Annotated in this window: 10 protein-coding genes; 5 read left to right on the top strand and 5 right to left on the bottom strand. The window is 54.7% G+C overall.

The features are described 5' to 3' along the window. Positions 1 to 170 precede the first annotated feature (170 nt). From IPM61_14685 to IPM61_14695, 3 genes are all read left to right on the top strand, one after another. Entirely contained in the window at positions 171 to 2,579 is a 2,409-nt protein-coding gene (locus IPM61_14685; GenBank protein ID MBK8912562.1) for a sodium-translocating pyrophosphatase, read from the top strand. Positions 2,580 to 2,711: 132 nt separating this feature from the next. Continuing rightward, entirely contained in the window at positions 2,712 to 3,221 is a 510-nt protein-coding gene (locus IPM61_14690; protein MBK8912563.1) for an ester cyclase, read from the top strand. 172 nt (positions 3,222 to 3,393) lie between these two features. Further along, positions 3,394 to 4,656, top strand: a complete 1,263-nt coding sequence (locus IPM61_14695; GenBank protein MBK8912564.1) for a hypothetical protein — start codon at positions 3,394 to 3,396, stop codon at positions 4,654 to 4,656. A 3-nt stretch (positions 4,657 to 4,659) separates the two neighbouring features. On the opposite strand, the gene IPM61_14700 is transcribed toward IPM61_14695, so the two are convergent. Both IPM61_14700 and IPM61_14705 read right to left on the bottom strand, forming a co-directional pair. Further along, entirely contained in the window at positions 4,660 to 4,848 is a 189-nt protein-coding gene (locus IPM61_14700; GenBank protein ID MBK8912565.1) for a hypothetical protein, read from the bottom strand. Between the two features lie 288 nt (positions 4,849 to 5,136). Next, positions 5,137 to 7,764, bottom strand: coding sequence for a hypothetical protein (locus IPM61_14705; GenBank protein MBK8912566.1), 2,628 nt, complete (start codon positions 7,762 to 7,764; stop codon positions 5,137 to 5,139). A 339-nt stretch (positions 7,765 to 8,103) separates the two neighbouring features. Here IPM61_14705 and IPM61_14710 point away from each other — a divergent pair, with 339 nt between their 5' ends. After that, positions 8,104 to 9,351, top strand: a complete 1,248-nt coding sequence (locus IPM61_14710; protein ID MBK8912567.1) for an FAD-dependent oxidoreductase — start codon at positions 8,104 to 8,106, stop codon at positions 9,349 to 9,351. A gap of 484 nt (positions 9,352 to 9,835) precedes the next feature. Further along, a complete protein-coding gene (locus tag IPM61_14715; protein MBK8912568.1) occupies positions 9,836 to 10,570 on the top strand; it encodes a hypothetical protein in 735 nt (244 codons plus the stop codon). 82 nt (positions 10,571 to 10,652) lie between these two features. Here IPM61_14715 and IPM61_14720 read toward each other — a convergent pair whose 3' ends face one another. The 3 genes from IPM61_14720 to IPM61_14730 all read right to left on the bottom strand — a co-directional run bounded on the left by IPM61_14720 (position 10,653) and on the right by IPM61_14730 (position 16,351). Beyond that, positions 10,653 to 13,802: an efflux RND transporter permease subunit gene (locus IPM61_14720; protein MBK8912569.1), complete on the bottom strand. Its 3,150-nt coding sequence runs from the start codon at positions 13,800 to 13,802 to the stop codon at positions 10,653 to 10,655. A 41-nt stretch (positions 13,803 to 13,843) separates the two neighbouring features. Continuing rightward, the gene (locus IPM61_14725; protein MBK8912570.1) at positions 13,844 to 14,905 is read right to left on the bottom strand and encodes an efflux RND transporter periplasmic adaptor subunit; all 1,062 of its coding nucleotides are present in this window, start codon (positions 14,903 to 14,905) and stop codon (positions 13,844 to 13,846) included. Between the two features lie 84 nt (positions 14,906 to 14,989). Next, entirely contained in the window at positions 14,990 to 16,351 is a 1,362-nt protein-coding gene (locus IPM61_14730; protein ID MBK8912571.1) for a TolC family protein, read from the bottom strand. Positions 16,352 to 16,444: the final 93 nt, after the last annotated feature.

Consider the following 16,444-nt stretch of genomic DNA (forward strand, 5'->3'; position numbering starts at 1 on the left):
ACGTAGCACACAATTAACGGAATACGGGGCGCACCCGTATAGACCTTTCCTTATCATTAACCGCAGAAATGACGATGCGATTCGTTGCTGCAAACGAACAATCCAACCAACGCCAGGCTTCGGCAGGGCGACCGTTGTTGGCCCGCATGATCCCCTTGATCGCGCTGGCGATGACGGCATTTTCGGCAATGCCACTGCTGGCGCAAGAACACAAGCCAGGTGGCGAAGCTAACCTTCAACTCCCCGCCCTGGATGCCGTGACGTTCATGGGCGTTGATGGCCACACCCTTCTGATGGGGGGATTGCTGGTCAGCGTGCTCGGCTTGCTGTTTGGCCTTTCCATCTTCTCGCAGGTTCGGAATCTTCCGGTCCACAAGGCGATGCTAGAGGTCTCCGAGCTGATCTACGAAACCTGCAAAACCTACCTGGTAACGCAGGGGAAGTTCATCATGATCTTGTGGGTGTTTATCGGGGCAATCATTGCCGTGTATTTCGGCGCGCTGCTCCACTTCCCCATCGAGCGGGTGTTTATCATCCTGCTGTTTAGCCTTATCGGCATTGGCGGAAGCTACTCGGTGGCGTGGTTCGGCATCCGCATGAACACGTTCGCCAACTCCCGCACGGCCTTCGCCAGCTTGGGTGGGAAACCGTTCCCAACCTACGCGATCCCGCTGAAAGCCGGAATGAGCATCGGCATGCTTCTGATCTCGGTGGAGCTTCTGCTGATGTTGGGAATCTTGCTGTTTGTCCCGGGTGAGTATGCTGGGTCCTGCTTCATCGGCTTCGCCATTGGCGAGTCGCTTGGCGCGGCGGCGTTGCGTATTGCCGGCGGTATCTTCACCAAAATTGCCGACATCGGTTCGGACTTGATGAAGATCGTCTTCAAAATCAAAGAGGACGATGCCCGTAACCCAGGCGTGATTGCCGACTGCACCGGCGACAACGCTGGCGACTCGGTCGGCCCGTCGGCCGACGGATTTGAGACGTACGGCGTGACCGGCGTTGCCTTGATCTCCTTCATCCTGCTTGCGGTGAAGGACCCCACAATCCAGGTCCAATTGCTTGTCTGGATCTTCGTGATGCGTATCGTGATGGTGATTGCTTCGGCACTGAGCTACTTCCTGAACGAAGCCGCCGCAAAAGCCAAATACCGCAACGCCGATAAGATGAATTTCGAGAAGCCGCTCACCAACCTGGTGTGGCTTACCTCCATCGTCTCGGTGGTGCTTACCTACATCGTTTCCTACTTCGTGATCCCCGACCTGGGGGGCAACACTTCGCTCTGGTGGCAGCTTTCCACGGTTATCACCTGCGGAACGCTTGCTGGCGCGATTATCCCGGAGTTGGTGAAAGTCTTCACCAGCACGGAGTCGCGCCACGTCCATGAGGTCGTCACCTCCAGCAAGGAAGGTGGGGCATCGTTGAACATCCTTTCCGGCTTGGTTGCTGGCAACTTCAGCAGCTACTGGTTGGGAATCGCCGTGATCTTCCTGATGGGCATTGCCTACTGGGTAAGCATGAGCATCCCGGCAGTAAGCCCGGCCAATCCCGCCGCTGGCGGAATGATGTTGGCCCCGGCGGTGTTCGCCTTCGGTTTGGTGGCGTTCGGATTCTTGGGCATGGGCCCGGTGACGATTGCCGTGGACAGCTACGGACCCGTTACCGACAACGCCCAATCGGTGTTTGAGCTTTCGGTGATTGAAACGATGCCGAATATCAATGCCGAAATCAAGCGCGACTTCGGGTTCGATCCGAACTTCGAGAAAGCAAAGGAGTACTTGGAAGAAAACGACGGCGCGGGGAACACCTTCAAAGCAACGGCCAAGCCGGTGCTGATTGGAACCGCTGTTGTGGGGGCAACCACCATGATCTTCTCGATTATCGTGGCCCTGACCGGTGGCTTGACCACTGGGCTGGAAAACCTCTCCCTCCTCCATCCTCCCTTCTTCCTGGGCTTGATTGCCGGCGGCGCAATGATCTACTGGTTCACCGGAGCCTCGATGCAAGCAGTTACCACCGGCGCGTATCGTGCGGTGGAGTTCATCAAGCAGAACATCCGCCTTGAAGGGGTGGAGAAGGCATCGGTTGAGGATTCCAAGAAAGTGGTGGAAATCTGCACGCAGTACGCACAGAAAGGGATGTTCAACATCTTCCTGGGCGTGTTCTTCGGCACGTTGGCGTTTGCGTTCTTCGAGCCATACTTCTTTATCGGCTACTTGGTTTCCACGGCGTTGTTCGGCCTGTTCCAAGCCATTTTCATGGCGAACGCCGGCGGCGCATGGGACAACGCCAAGAAGGTGGTGGAAACCGAGCTGAAAGCCAAAGGAACGCCACTGCACGACGCAACCGTTGTTGGCGACACCGTTGGCGATCCGTTCAAGGATACTTCGTCGGTGGCGTTGAACCCGGTTATCAAGTTCGCGACGCTGTTCGGATTGTTGGCGGTGGAGCTTGCCGTAAGCATGTCGGCCAACAGCGCAAACACGGTGAAATATCTGGCGGCGGTCTTCTTCGTCATCAGCGCGTTCTTCGTTTGGAAGAGCTTCTACGGAATGCGGATCCAAACGCAAAACACCTAACCGGCGCACATACGCGCCACTGCAACTTCGCAAAGCCGCCTCAGCCAATCTGGTTGAGGCGGCTTTTTCGTAGTGTGGCATATGTAACACCGACAGGAGGGAAAAACAATGTTCAGCCAGCAATTACCAACCATGCGTAGTATTGTGGGGACAATGTTCCTGTTACTCTCATGCAACCAACAACCGATGGTGGACACCATGAACAACGCTCAAACCAGCACACAACAGAACATTGACCACAACAAAGAACTTGCCCGCAGGTGGATTCTGGAAGGATGGAACAAAAATCGGAACAAGGAGATTGTTGCCGACATTTTTGCAAGCGACTGGACCGATGGGAACCCGACATTTGCCGATCAGCCCACGGGGATTGAGGGAGCCATGTATTACGTCAACGCCTACCGACATGTATTCCCCGATATTCAATTCACCATCACCCATATTATCGCCCAAGAAGACTACGTCTGCTTCCGTTTCCTTGCCGAAGCAACTCACAAAGGAGAGTTGATGGGAATACCCGCAACGAACAAGCGCGTAAAAATTTCAGGGATCGTAATTCACCGCATTGAACATGGAAAGTTTGCCGAATCATGGAACGAGATTGACCTGCTTGGAGTGAAAGAGCAATTATTGGCAGAGTGAGCTTGGGTAGAAAGCATTTTGGCAGCGCAGGGAAATAGTACTTTGTTCTATTCTTGAACAGAACTAACTTGTCACCGTTTCTTGAAGACCTCCTCTGCTGCAGACCACGTTCCATCACTATAGAGGCAGCTCCGCTACATAGCCTATGCTCCTTCAATCCTAGTTAATCGTTATGGCACACCATTTCAGCTATATCGGCATCGCATTACTCTACCTCTTCCTTCTCACAGGTTGTGGAAGCGACCCCGCATCGCCAAGTGACAAACCACCAGCTTCCTCGCGAACCTTTGATGTTGTTTGGCAGGATAATGTTGTGTATTTCGATAGCACAATGCTTGGGAATATCCTATCTCTTGACACAGCCCAGTATCTGTACCACTTTCAAAAGACATCCCCCCTGGCTGCTTCGCTTCAGCAGGGCGACATTATTGTAGTTCACGGACAAACTATTCGGCGAGTTGTGAAGGTTACTACTTCTGGAAACGAAGTTATCGTTGAGACAGAAGAGGCTTATTTAACGGATGCGATTAAAAGTGGGAAAATAGGTTGGTCTTATACCCCAGTATTTGATAGCGCAATCACGCCATTATTAATTGTGGATGGTATCGAGCATCCGATGGCCAAGTCTACATATCCAAACGGTGGGTTTACGCACAAGTTTGAATTAGGAAGCTACAGTTATGAAATAACCATGAGCTTTATAGAAGACAAAGCTGATGTTTCTTGTAAAATACATGAGAAATCGGGGATAGGCGTTGGAACCACTTTTAATATAAAAGGCACGATTGAGCAGCTGACATCGCAAAGTGAAATGACATTCGCAAATGGAACCATTAACAATATAGATTACAAGAACAAGAATGTGGCAGGAAAATTAACTGTTGGTATGGAAGTCAAAAAAAGTTCAGATTTAGGAGTTAAAGTTCCTGTTACCCTCCTAAAATTTCCTTTTTTAATCGGCCCAATTCCAGCTTCGTTAAATGTGCGATTAGAGTGGGCTGTAACTTCACAAATCCCATTAGGTGGCCATGCAAATGTTTCTTCAACATTTACTTTTGATAGTGAAACCGGATTCAGTTATGATGGATCCCAACTTCATGCGGAAGGAATAGCAGGGCAATGGTCCGCCACTACTGATACTGTGAGTTCAGGAGCAGTAGGCGCATTATCAGCCGAATTCTCTGCTGGTTTTCCACAAATCGAAGTTGATATCCTTTCGAAATCTTTTGTCTCTTATGCCCGCCCCACATTCCTTATCCGTGGTGATTACTCCATTAGTGGCTTGAATGGTGCTTCATGCCAACGGGCAAAAGCCGTTTTTGCTGGCATCGTAGGGGTAAAGCTGAGTGCGTTGGGTCTCGTAAGCCTTACTGAGAAACAACTACAACTCTGGATTGCTGAAAAAGAATTACTAAAACAAGGTCAGTGTAACTAGTGCTCATTTCAAAATGCCGACAATCACCACAGCCTGCCCAACCCCGTAACCTCCCCGATTGAATCGGGCTTCCTCGCGCCCTTTGCGTTCGCCCGGTGTGCCCTTGCGTGAATTTCTTTCTGGCATAATTATTGAGGAAACTCCACAGTTGAAAACTGGAGAAATTTTCCAATGCAGCTTCATTTCCTTCATCACTGTTGCTACCTTGTTTGCGCACTGCTATCATTGCATTGCGCCACCATCATTAATGGCCGCACCGACCAAATAACGGAACCGAACGGTTTGCGGTGGGCGAAGGTTCAACAGCCGCGTTGCGAGTCGGCACGCTCCGCTGTGGAATTGGAGCCACATTTTAGGGCGAACCGTCAAACAAAAACGCCACCACTAAACTGATTGTTCAACGGTGGCGTTTTCCCATTGCTTGGCTTATCTACTGCCTGGCTTCAACGCCAACATTGTAGGTAGATGCCAGCGCCGCTTTTATCCCCCGCTGTACAACCCGCTTATCCCTTCTTGCAAATAGCTCAGCGTTGCCCCAGCTTCGCCACTGCTTACCACCAGCACCAGCAGCAGCAGCGCGATTCCCCCAATCGCGTATCCATACACCTTCAGCGGGCGAACGTCGTAAACCACCGCCGCGCCGCGCAGCACGCGGTACAGCATCCACACCAGCACGCCAACCATCACGGTGAAAGCGATGATCCCCGCGCCGGGAGCCTCCAACAACCGATAGAGCACCATTGCCACCGGAATCAGCAGCAGCACCGGAAGCGCGCCCCAAATGGCGATGATGTAGGCATCGCTGAAGAAGATGCGGTTCCGGACAAACGCCGCGCACACCCGAATCAGCACCGCAACCAGCAGCAGAAGCAGGAAGAAAAAGAGGGTGAAGGAGACGATGGCAACCACCGGGCGCCAGATAATCCAATTCAGGAATTCCTTCAGCGAATCGCTGGTGATGATTGCCGTCAGCACAACGTCGAAGCCTTCATCCATCCGGTAGTAGTAGCAAAGCGAGCTTGCAATCACCGCAAAGGTGACGGCGATCACCAGGCCCAACACCGTTGTTTGGAAGCTGCTAAGAATCCGCTGGTCGCGGATGTCGGCAAAGAAGTTGTACGGGCGAAGCAATGCGCGGAAGACGTTCTCCCGGAACCGGCGCGAGCTGTTGATAAGCAGCAAAAACAGAATTGCGCAAATGAACCCCGCCACAATGAAAGGGATTGTTGACGGAGCCACATACTCCCCAATCGGAACGTCGGGCGTTTTTTGGTCCGTGTACAACGCCGTCAGCATCAGCGCCCCTTGCCGCAGATCGCGGTCCAGCCCGTACAGGCCGCAGGTTGCCAGATATTGCTCATCGTTGTTTGGGGTCAGCAGTGGGCGGTCGGTGCGGTAATCGTTGTAGGCCCAGTAGATGCCCCCCCCCAGCCCCGATTGCCCAATCAACCCGTAGATGTCGCTGATATATTTTGCCTGCGCTTCAATGGAGATCGGGTCGCTGTAGCCGCCGTGGTTTCCAAGCTGGACGAACTTCCCGTAGGCCAGCAGCAGAAGCGGGCGTTCCTTATTCAGCTCCCCCAGCACCAATTTCACTTTCTGGGTCAGCTGCGAAATCTCAACATCGAACGCGTTGATCCCTGGAAGATCGCACAGCTTCCGAAGCTCTGCGGTTGCCCACCCCGATGCCGAAAAACTGAGCAACCGATGGTCCAGCGAATCCACCACTTTGCGGAGGTCGCGAACCAAGCCAATGGCCCCTTCGTCTCCGTCGGGGATTGTGGCGTTCAATCCCCAAGCCACCACGCAGTTGTACTTCCCCCCTTGCTCAATGGCAAACCGCATCCGATCCACCACGCGCTTGCGGTAGCTTTCGTTGCTGAACAGCGACGACGGCGGCGTTCCGCTTGGGGCGTCAATCATCGCCATAATGCCGAACTCATCACACAACGCCAGCAAGTACGGGTGGGGAACTCCATCGGGGAACCGAACCAAGTTCACCCCCATATCCTTGATGGACTGCATGTCGCGCCGCATCTGCTCGTAGCTCAGCGAGGCTCCATTCCCCTTCACATCTTCCAAGTAGCCGATTCCTTTTACTGGAATCGGCTGGCCGTTCAGAAGCAGCTGCGCTCCCCGGCTTTCAATTGTTCTGAACCCAACCTTTAGGTTTTGCTCATCCACCACCACCCCTTTGTAGCGGATCTGCACCACGGCATCGTACAGGTTTGGCGCGCCCGGGGCCCAAAGCGCGGGGTTGTTGACGGTGATGGGAAGATCAACCACTGCGGTCCGCTTTGTTTCCAGCGTGAACGCCTGCGCGCCGCGGCCCACTTCGGTTGGCGGAATCGTGTCGTTGCCGGAAGGGCTGCGAAGCACCACCCCTAACTCAAACTCCGCTTTGTCATCGGGAAGGGTGATGGTGGTGGGAAGGCTGTCGGAGGTGCTGGTAAGGTTCATCCCACGGATTGTTCCGCTAACCACCCGCACGCGGAACTTGGCCACGCCATTGCCGCCGCTAAGCGTGGTGTGGAAACGGGCATCGTCAACCCACACACGCGGGACCCCCACCAGCACCACATCGCGGAAAATCCCGCCGTAGGTGCGGCTTCCCAAAAAGAGCTTCCGCCCGGGAACCGTGCTGGTGTAGCCAAGCTCGTTGCTGACATCTATCTGGATGGTGTTGTTCGCAGCCAGCTTCACCTCATCGGGAACCATGATCGAGAAGGGCATCCCGGTCTCATGCTGCGCCACAAACTGGCCGTTGATGGTGATGGTCGCCTGGTACTGGACCCCCAAACAGACCAACTTCCAGCGGTAGTTTTTCAGCATCTGCGCCGGAATCTGGAAGGTGCGTTTGAAGGAGACCTCCCCGGGATAGAGATAGCTGCTGGGGATGGTGACGTTCCCCCACTCATCCCCCCCGTCCTCGCTGAACTGCCAAGCCCCGTTCAGCGGGACCAGCGTGCGGGTTGGGGAGCCAAGCAATGCCTGAAGAAGCGAGTTGTCGGGATTTGCCGGGGCAGCAAGGAACCCCTCCGGCAGTTGCGCCGAAGCGATGCCCGCAGCCATGCACAGGCCAAGAATTGCAAGAAGAATCGTTCTCACGAAGCGTAATCGAGTTAGGTAGATAGGCCGATCGTTAGTCGTGTTGGGGCGGAAACGCAGCGCGCTTCCGGCAAGGGCGCAAAGATACAGGGTAAAGTCAAAAAGGGGAAAGATAAAGGGGGAAGAAGTGTAAAGGGGTGGAGAAAAAATGGACTCAAAAGCGGGCAAGTTCACTGGCAGCAAACGGGGCAACGGAGGGCGGGCACTTGGCAGAAAAGCCCGCACACTCCGAAGCATCTTGGCGCGAAACCATGCGGTAAGTTAGGCCGAAGCAGCAAGCAAACGCACACACGCACCAGGGGACCACCGGGCAACCAAACGCCCACATGAAGTAAAGCCATGAACGCACAGCAACCGAAACAACACCTTGTGATTCTTGGAGCAGGGTTCGGCGCAATCAGCATTGTGAAACGGATTGACCTGCGCCACCACCGCATCACCATCATCAGCCCGCGCAACCACTTCCTGTTCACCCCCCTTCTCCCCAGCACCACCGCCGGAAAGATTGAGTTCCGAAGCATCATCGAGCCAGTGCGCCGCACCCGAAAAGGGATTGAGTTTGTGCAGGCCGAAGCAATCGGGCTTGACACCGAACTGCGCACCCTGCGCTGCCGCACCGTGGATAAAACCGCCGAATTCTCCATCACTTACGACCAACTGGTGATCTCCGTGGGGGCATGGAACAACACCTACGGAATCCCCGGGGTGAAAGAACACGCCATGTTCCTGAAGGAGCTTACCGATGCCCGCAACATCCGCGAGCGGGTGACCTGGTGCCTGGAACGTGCCGACGTTCCAGGCATCACCCCGGAAGAACGCCGCCGGCTGCTCCACTTTGTGGTGGTTGGCGGCGGACCCACGGGGGTGGAATTCGCCGCAGAGTTGGGCGACCTTTTTGATGAAGAGCTTGGCCGATTGTACCCGCATCTTAAAGGCCAGGTGACGATCACGTTGGTTGAGGGAGGGAAATCGCTGCTGAACTCCTTTGACCAAGGCCTGCGCGATTACACCGCACGACGCTTCCAAAACGAAGGGATTGAAGTCCGATTCCAGGCAAAAGTGAAGCAGGTGGAAGCCGGGCGATTGATCCTTGAAGACGGCACAACGATTGAGGCCGAGGTGATTGTCTGGTCCACGGGGTTTGCGCCGGCTGGGTTCGTGCAGAATCTGCCGTTCGCAAAGGAGCGCACGGGGCGGATTCTTACCGATGAATTTCTGCGCATCCCAAGCCGCGCGGGGGTGTATGCAATCGGCGATTGCGCCACGCCAGCGGCCGCGTCGCTTCCGCAAACCGCCCAAGTGGCGATGCAGCAAGGGAAATATCTTGCCACTGCGCTGAACCGTTCGGCGCGTGGGAAAACGGTGCGGGAATTTGCCTTCAACAACCTGGGAATGCTGGCCTACATTGGCGACAACCGTGCCCTTGCCGACATCCCCAAAGCCAAACTGCGGTGGCGCGGGATTGCAACGTACATCTTCTGGCGTTCGGCCTACATCACGCGCTTGGTCAGCCTAAAAAACAAAGTGCTGGTGCTGTTCGATTGGTTCAAAGCCTGGGTGTTCGGAAGGGATTTGAGCCGGTTTTAGAAGGGCCGCTACCCGTATCACTCGGTCCCGACTTTTCTCGGAGCCGAGTGATACGGGTAGCCGAAGGTACGGGTAGCCGTCCCGACCTCCGTCGGGATTGATAAAAGGTCTTTAGCCTTCGGCGTCCCTCTTCCCTGCCTCGGCCTCTGTGCGCGGCCTTGCGGGCGGCTCCCCCTCTTGGGAGGGGGCGGGGGGTGGGTTGGGGAGACCTCCGCACCAAACCACCATTTCCAAATCAACAGGATCAGCAGGCTTCGGTGACCAACGGGAAACGGCGCGTGTTCGATCGTTTCCCCGAACCCACCCCGCCCTATCGGGCACCCCTCCGTTGGAGGGGAACGCTTCGGGAGTGTTCGCGGGGAATGTGGGAGTCCAAGTAGCAGGTTCAATCAAAAACCAGAAACGCAAGAAGCATCCACTTCTTGCGTTTCTGTTTTTGAGAAAGGCTTCCCCTTGCTACGCTGCTTCCAGCCCTGGTTTCAGCTTGGCTTGCTTCCGTTGCTGGCGGCGTGCTTATAAAAAAAGCAATTATGAAGAATCGTTATTTCAAAAGCAAAAGATATTTTGCTGCCTGAAAAAAGTACTCCTTTGCATAAAGGAGTGCATCTTACCAACTCATTTTGGAGGAACAGTCATGTTAAAGGCAAAATCGTTCGTTGTGGCAGCAATTATTGCTCTAGCAGTAGGTATTCCGAACACAGTATTTGCTGCCTTGAAGCCATTAGCTCCATTAATGGTACTAGGCCCTGAGTGCCCGCCAAGCAGTAAGCTAAAAAATGGCTTTATGCTGTTTATTGATTCAAATGGAGACGGCAACTATGACTATGTGGTGAATGGTACGTGTGATGGCCGTGTACGCGGGGCTGTTTGGGATGGGTCAGTATCGGCTCCGCCTGATCGGGAATGGGGGATTCCAGGAAGTGGTCCATTTCGCGCTGAGGTAACATCTTCGCAGTGCAGCAATGAACGCTATTCATGGGAATTATCCTTTATAAACACCATTACTGGAGAAAGCAGTTGTAGTATTTCAAGCGATTGCTCTGGCGTAATAAGCAGCACGTGCGAGACACCATCCATGATTGACTCGCAAAATAATGACGGGTCAATTCTCCATTACTTTTTTAATTCTTCAACAAAAGCAATAGGCATTGTTGGGAATTCTTCTACCGCTCAGCCATCATCCGAAAAAAACAGCACTATAGCACCAAGAGTTGAATAACTCGACTCTTAGCCGCCAAAAACCAGAAACGCAAGAAGCATCCACTTCTTGCGTTTCTGTTTTTGCGAAAGGCTTCCCCTTGCTACGCTGCTTCCAGCCCTGGTTTCAGCTTGGCTTGCTTCCGTTGCTGGCGGCGTGCTTTGCGGGCGCGCAGCCGGCTTTGGATTCCCGCAAACCCCCAGTAGATCACCGGAACCACAATCAGCGTCAGGAACATCGAGCTGGTAAGGCCGCCAACCAGTGCCCACGCCAACCCCGATTTCCACTCGGCACCGGCAGCGGTGGAGAGTGCGATCGGGAGCATACCGAAGATCATCGTCAGCGTGGTCATCAGGATTGGGCGAAGCCGCTCCTTCCCTGCTTCCATCAATGCTTCCTTGATGCTCTTCCCTTCCTCGCGGGCTTTGTTGGTGAAGTCAACAAGCAGGATTGCGTTCTTCCCAACAAGGCCAATCAACATGATGATTCCAAGCATCGAGAAGATGCTCATGCTTCGCCCCGACAACGCCAGTGCCCAGAACGCTCCGATCAGTGCCAACGGAATCGAGAAGAGCACCACGAACGGATAGAGGTAGGAGTTGTAGAGCGCGACCATAATCAGGTACATGAACAAGATGCCAACCATGAAGGCGATCCCCATGTTCCCGAAGGAGTCTTGCTGGTTACGCAAGTCGCCATCGTAGCTAAGGGTGACGCCGGTTGGGAAGGGGTAGTTGGCAATGGCCTTCTGGAACTCCGCTCCGATGGTTCCCGATGGCCGCCCTGCCACCTGCGCGAAGATCGTCACCGCGCTGTTGCGGTCCTTCCGTTGCAGCTTCGTTGGGCCGGTTGATTGCTCAACTTCGGCAAATTGCTTCAGCATCACTTGCTCGCCACGGCGGTTCACAAAAGTGATGTTCTCCACATCGCTGGTGCGTGCGCGGTCGAACTCATCAAGGCGGATGTTGATGTCGAACTCATCGGTTCCCACACGGAAGCGTGCATCGTTATCGCCATTGAGCGCAACCCGCAACGCCCCGCCAACTTCGGCAATCGTCAGGCCAAGCGCGGCCATTTTCTCGCGATCAATCTTCACCTGCGTTTCCGGCTTCCCTTCCTCCACCGACAAACGAACGTCGGCGGTTCCAGAAATCTTCCGCAGCACGTTGGCCATATGGTGGGCTGTGGCGGTGACGCTATCAAGGTTTTGGCCGGAGATAATGATCTGGATTGGTGTCTGGTTGGCAGTACCGAAGATACCAATCGGGTTCACGCGGACTTTCACCCCCGGGATGGAAAGTGCGTAGGCCTTAATCGCCTCGCCAACCTCATCGGTGCTTCTGGTTCGTTCCATTTTTGGAACCAAGGCAACGTTGATCTCCGATGAATTATTCGACGACTGCCCCAGCAATCCTTCGCTGGAAACGCCAACGTTGCTGTACGCAGTTTTCACCTCGGGCATTGCCATGATGAATCGTTCCACCTGCATGGTGGTTTGGTTGGTTGCATCCAGCGAATTGCCCGGCGGAGTCTCCACCGTTACCGTGAACTCACCGCGGTCGGATTGCGTGATGAACTCGAACCCAAGGAACCCACCAGCACCAAGCCCCATCACCGAAAACAACAGGAGCACAACGATTCCTAACACCGCCAACCCATGCCAGACTTTGGCGATGGACCACGCAAGAACCCGCGAGTACCAATCGCGGAACCGCTCGTACAGGGCCTCGAACAACAGCCCGAACCGCCCCATCAGCGTCCCTTTCGTCAGATGCTGCACCTTGCTGATACGGCTTGCCAGCACCGGGGTGACGGTGAACGAGACGAACAAGCTCATCAACGTTGCGGCCACCACCACGATTGCAAACTCGCGCATGATGTTCCCGATAAGCCCCGACAGGAGCGACAGCGGAAGGAACACCACAACGTCAACAAGGGTGATGGAAAGCGCGGTGAAGCCGATCTCGTTTCGCCCGTTCAAGGCTGCGGTTCGGCTATCCTGCCCCATTTCAAGGTGGCGATAGATATTCTCCAACACCACAATCGAATCGTCCACCAGGATACCCACCACCAACGACAAGCCAAGCAGGGTCATCAGATTCAAGCTGAACCCAAACGCCCACATCACAATGAAGGTGGCAACAAACGATGCCGGAATCGCCACCAACACGATGAAGGAGTTGCGAATGCTGTGCAAGAAGACAAGCATCACCACCGCAACAAGAAGGATGGCCAACATCAGGTCGAACTCGACGGCATTGGCGGCATCAATCGTGAAGGTGGAACCGTCCTGGGCAATCAGGAAGTTCACCCCCATGGCTTTGTAGTCGTGCTGGATTGCCGCAAGCTCCTTGCGCACGTGCTTACTGACCTCCACGGCATTGGCATCAATCTGCTTTTGGATCAGCACGCCGATGCTGGTTTTTCCGTTCAATCGGCTGATGGTGGTGGCTTCCTTGGTGCCGTCGGCAACCTCGGCAATGTCACCAAGTTTGATGTCGCCACCGGAGCGCGAACGGCCAACAATCAGCTCGCGAATTTCTTCAATCGAGCCAAACTTCCCCGCCACCCGAACAACATACTGGCCGTCGGTGTCCTCAATTTTTCCGGTTGGGAAATCAAGGTTTCCGGCCTTAATCGCTTGCGTGACCTGCATGATGGAAAGGCCGTAGGTCTGCAGTTTATCGGCATCAACATTTATTTGGATTTCACGTTCCTCGCCACCAACCAGAGTGATCTGGCCAACGCCAGCAACTTTCGACAACCGCGGCTTAATCCGCTCCTTCATCTCTTGGTAGAACTCCCGCTCCGGCATGGTGCTGGTTGCGCTCATGCGAAGTATCGGGATTTCATCCAAGGCGAATTTGCTTAGCACCGGAGCTTTTACGTCGTCAGGGAATCGCGCAACAATCTCGTTGACCTTCCGCTGTGCATCCTGCAAAGCAAAGTTGACATCGGCGGTTTGGTCGAACTCAATCGTGATGATCGAAACCCCCTCAAGCGAGGTGGTCCGGACCGATTTGATTTTATCAAGCCCGCTGATGGCATCCTCGACCGGTTTGCTTACTGCGGTCTCCACCTCGCTTGGTGCCGCCCCCGGATAGACCGTGGTGATGGTCACAAACGGGTTGGACATTTTGGGAAGTAGCTCGTACTTCAGCTGGGCGAAACTGAGCAAGCCCAGCACCCCAAGCACTGTAAAGATCACCACCACGAAGGTGGGCCGTTTTATTGCAAGTTCTGTTAGTGTCATGTTCTCTCTCTCTCCTTTCGTTGTGGGGATTGGTGGGGAGATTATTTCATCACTTCCACCTGCATCGAATCGCGCAGGTTGTTTTGCCCGGTGCTGACCACTTGCTCCCCTTCTTTCAATCCCGACAGCACCTCAACATTGGTTCCGATTTCTTCACCCAGGACAACATTGCGTAGGCGGACGGTGGTGCCATTGACCACATAGACTTGGGCGTTCTTCACACTGCCAATCACCGCTGCACGTGGGATTACCATGCTGGTCCGTTTTGGAAGCGAGGTGAAGCTGGCGCGGCCAAACATCCCGGCTTTCAGCGGGTGGGTGCGGTTGTTCGGGATGGTGATTTCCACCGGATAGGTGTGGGCCTCATCCGCCTTGCCGATAATCGCTTTGATTCGCCCTTCCAACGTTACTCCGGGATAGACTTCGGTAGTGATCTCCACGGGGTCCCCAACCTTCAGGCTGAAGACATCTTTCTCCGGCACGTTGATCCGCAATTTTAAGTTGGCAAGGTCAACAATGGTCCCAAGCACTTGGCCAGGTTGCACCATCGAGCCGACCTCCACCATTTTGGCGGTGACAGTGCCGGAAATCGGCGCGCTGATGCGGGCATCGCGAACCTGGCGTTCGGCAGCGGCCACTTGGGTTTCGGCAAGCTGCACGGCCCACTTGGCGTTGTCCAGCGTTTGGTCCGGTAGGGCGTTTTCTACTTGGACCATCTGCACACGCTCGTACTCCTTCTTTGCTTTCTCCAAGCTGATTTTGGCTTGCTCCAGCGCGGTCCGCTTCAGCTCGTCATCAATGGTGATAAGAAGGCTACCGGCGCCTTTGGCCTGCCCAAGTTCCATGTTCACCGAACGGACCCGCCCCATAATCTCGCTGGCGATATTGACTTCGCGGCTGGCGATCATGGTCCCGACTAGCGACAGGTCGCTTGATAGTTCTTGGGAACCGACGGTTGCCACCGCAACGGCAAACGGCTTTACGGTGACGCTTTTTGCTTTGGCTTCGCTTTGGGCCTTGTTGCTCATCAGCAGCGAGTAGCCGCCATAGCCCAACAGGCTAATAATTAGCGATGTCACGACGATAGTGATGACTCGTTTCATGGTGTTCTTCTCTCTCTCTCGGTTGCTGTAAAAACAGTTGATGGGTTATGCTATGGTGCGCCGTTTGGCGTTGTTGGTTGTGCGTCAGTTTTGGCTGTACTTGACGTCGGTTCCGTCGTCGCTGAGTTGGTAGCGTTGCCCAAGGAGTGCTTCCAGTTCGGCAATCGCCACGTTGTAGTCGTTGATGGCCGTCATCTGGTTCCACTTGGATTGGGCCATTGCGATGTCGGCATCGTTAATCTGAAGCTGAGTTCCGGTTCCGGCTTTGTAGCTGGCTTGGGCAATTTTGTAGCCTTTGTCGGCTTGCTCAATCACCCGCTCGGTTGCGGCAATCCGTTGGCGCGCAAAATCAATGCGGCGCAGGACGGTTTCAATCTGGGTCCGAAGCCCGTTGCGGGCGTTCTCAAGCTGAAGTTTCGATTTCTCCTTCTCCACCCGTGCCTGCTCTTCCTGGGCTTTTGTTTTGCCACCGTTGTACAGGTTCAGGCTCAGGTTCAAGCCCACGTAAGCCGTTGGCTGGAAGTCCAAATCGCCCAGCTTATCGGCTTGCGCACTGTACTGGTAGGTTCCAAAGAAAGCAACGGTTGGAAGGTAATCGCTCCGATGGATGTCAATCAGCTGGCTGTTGACTTCATCGTTCAGTGTCAATGCCTTCAGCTGGGGGTTGTACTCCTCCAACAGCTTCTTGGCTTCCTCCACTTGCGGCTCAATCCGGCTAAGCGATGCGGGCCGGGCAACCCGTTCGGCAACGTCAATCTGCTCGGTCTCTGGGATTCCCATTGCGAGCTTCAGCCCGTCCAACGCTTGGTTGAAATTGTCGCGAGCCTGAACAACGGCGGGCTTCTGGTTGGCCACTTGCACCTCGGCACGGATGGCATCGAACTCCGCACGGAGCCCGGCTTTGTAGAGTGTCTGCGCGTTCTTGAACGTCTCCTCCGAGTTCGCCAACAACTGTTCGCTAACGGCCAGATATTCTTTGGCAAGCATTGCCGCGTAGTAGGCACGCTTCACGCTCAGGATAACGTCGCTGGCCTTTGCGCGAAGCTGCTGGCGCGAAATCTGCGAATAGACTTTCGCGGTGCTCGGTGCATCGAACGCGGCTTGGTTATAGACCACTTGGTTTACGGTGATGTCGGCCTGCAAGCTGTTGTCGGACCCGATCTCAATCGGGCGAACAATGCCATCCTGGCCCGGGATGTAGAAGACTGGCTTGGCGATGTTGTAGGTGTATCGCCCGTTCAGCCCCACCGATGGATAGGCGTTGCTGTAAGCCTCATCCACGCGGGCATCGGCGTTCTCGATCTCCAGCCGCGAAATTTTCAGATCGCGGTTGTTCTGCATGGCGGTGGCAATCGCTTGCTCCATGGTCAGAACCTTCGGCGTTTGGGCAGCGGCTTCGGCTGCAACGCCAAGCAGCAGAAGCAGTGTGGCAACGGTGCGTTGCATTGCGGTTGTGGTTTGGTGCGCTCTCTTCATTGCTCTCTCTCTCTCTTTCTGGCTTTGTGGCCTATCTGGCAAATGTGATGATCGTGAGGTTGC

It is taken from the genome of Chlorobiota bacterium (genome assembly GCA_016710285.1).
Lineage (GTDB): Bacteria > Bacteroidota > Ignavibacteria > OLB7 > OLB7 > OLB7.

What these genes read in the sequence shown, in the direction of transcription:
- IPM61_14685 (MBK8912562.1), top strand. Translation starts at nt 171, where the DNA reads ATGACGGCATTTTCGGCAATGCCACTGCTGGCGCAAGAACACAAGCCA.
- IPM61_14690 (MBK8912563.1), top strand. Translation starts at nt 2,712, where the DNA reads ATGCGTAGTATTGTGGGGACAATGTTCCTGTTACTCTCATGCAACCAA.
- IPM61_14695 (MBK8912564.1), top strand. Translation starts at nt 3,394, where the DNA reads ATGGCACACCATTTCAGCTATATCGGCATCGCATTACTCTACCTCTTC.
- IPM61_14700 (MBK8912565.1), bottom strand. Translation starts at nt 4,848, where the DNA reads ATGAAGGAAATGAAGCTGCATTGGAAAATTTCTCCAGTTTTCAACTGT.
- IPM61_14710 (MBK8912567.1), top strand. Translation starts at nt 8,104, where the DNA reads ATGAACGCACAGCAACCGAAACAACACCTTGTGATTCTTGGAGCAGGG.
- IPM61_14720 (MBK8912569.1), bottom strand. Translation starts at nt 13,802, where the DNA reads ATGACACTAACAGAACTTGCAATAAAACGGCCCACCTTCGTGGTGGTG.
- IPM61_14725 (MBK8912570.1), bottom strand. Translation starts at nt 14,905, where the DNA reads ATGAAACGAGTCATCACTATCGTCGTGACATCGCTAATTATTAGCCTG.
- IPM61_14730 (MBK8912571.1), bottom strand. Translation starts at nt 16,351, where the DNA reads ATGCAACGCACCGTTGCCACACTGCTTCTGCTGCTTGGCGTTGCAGCC.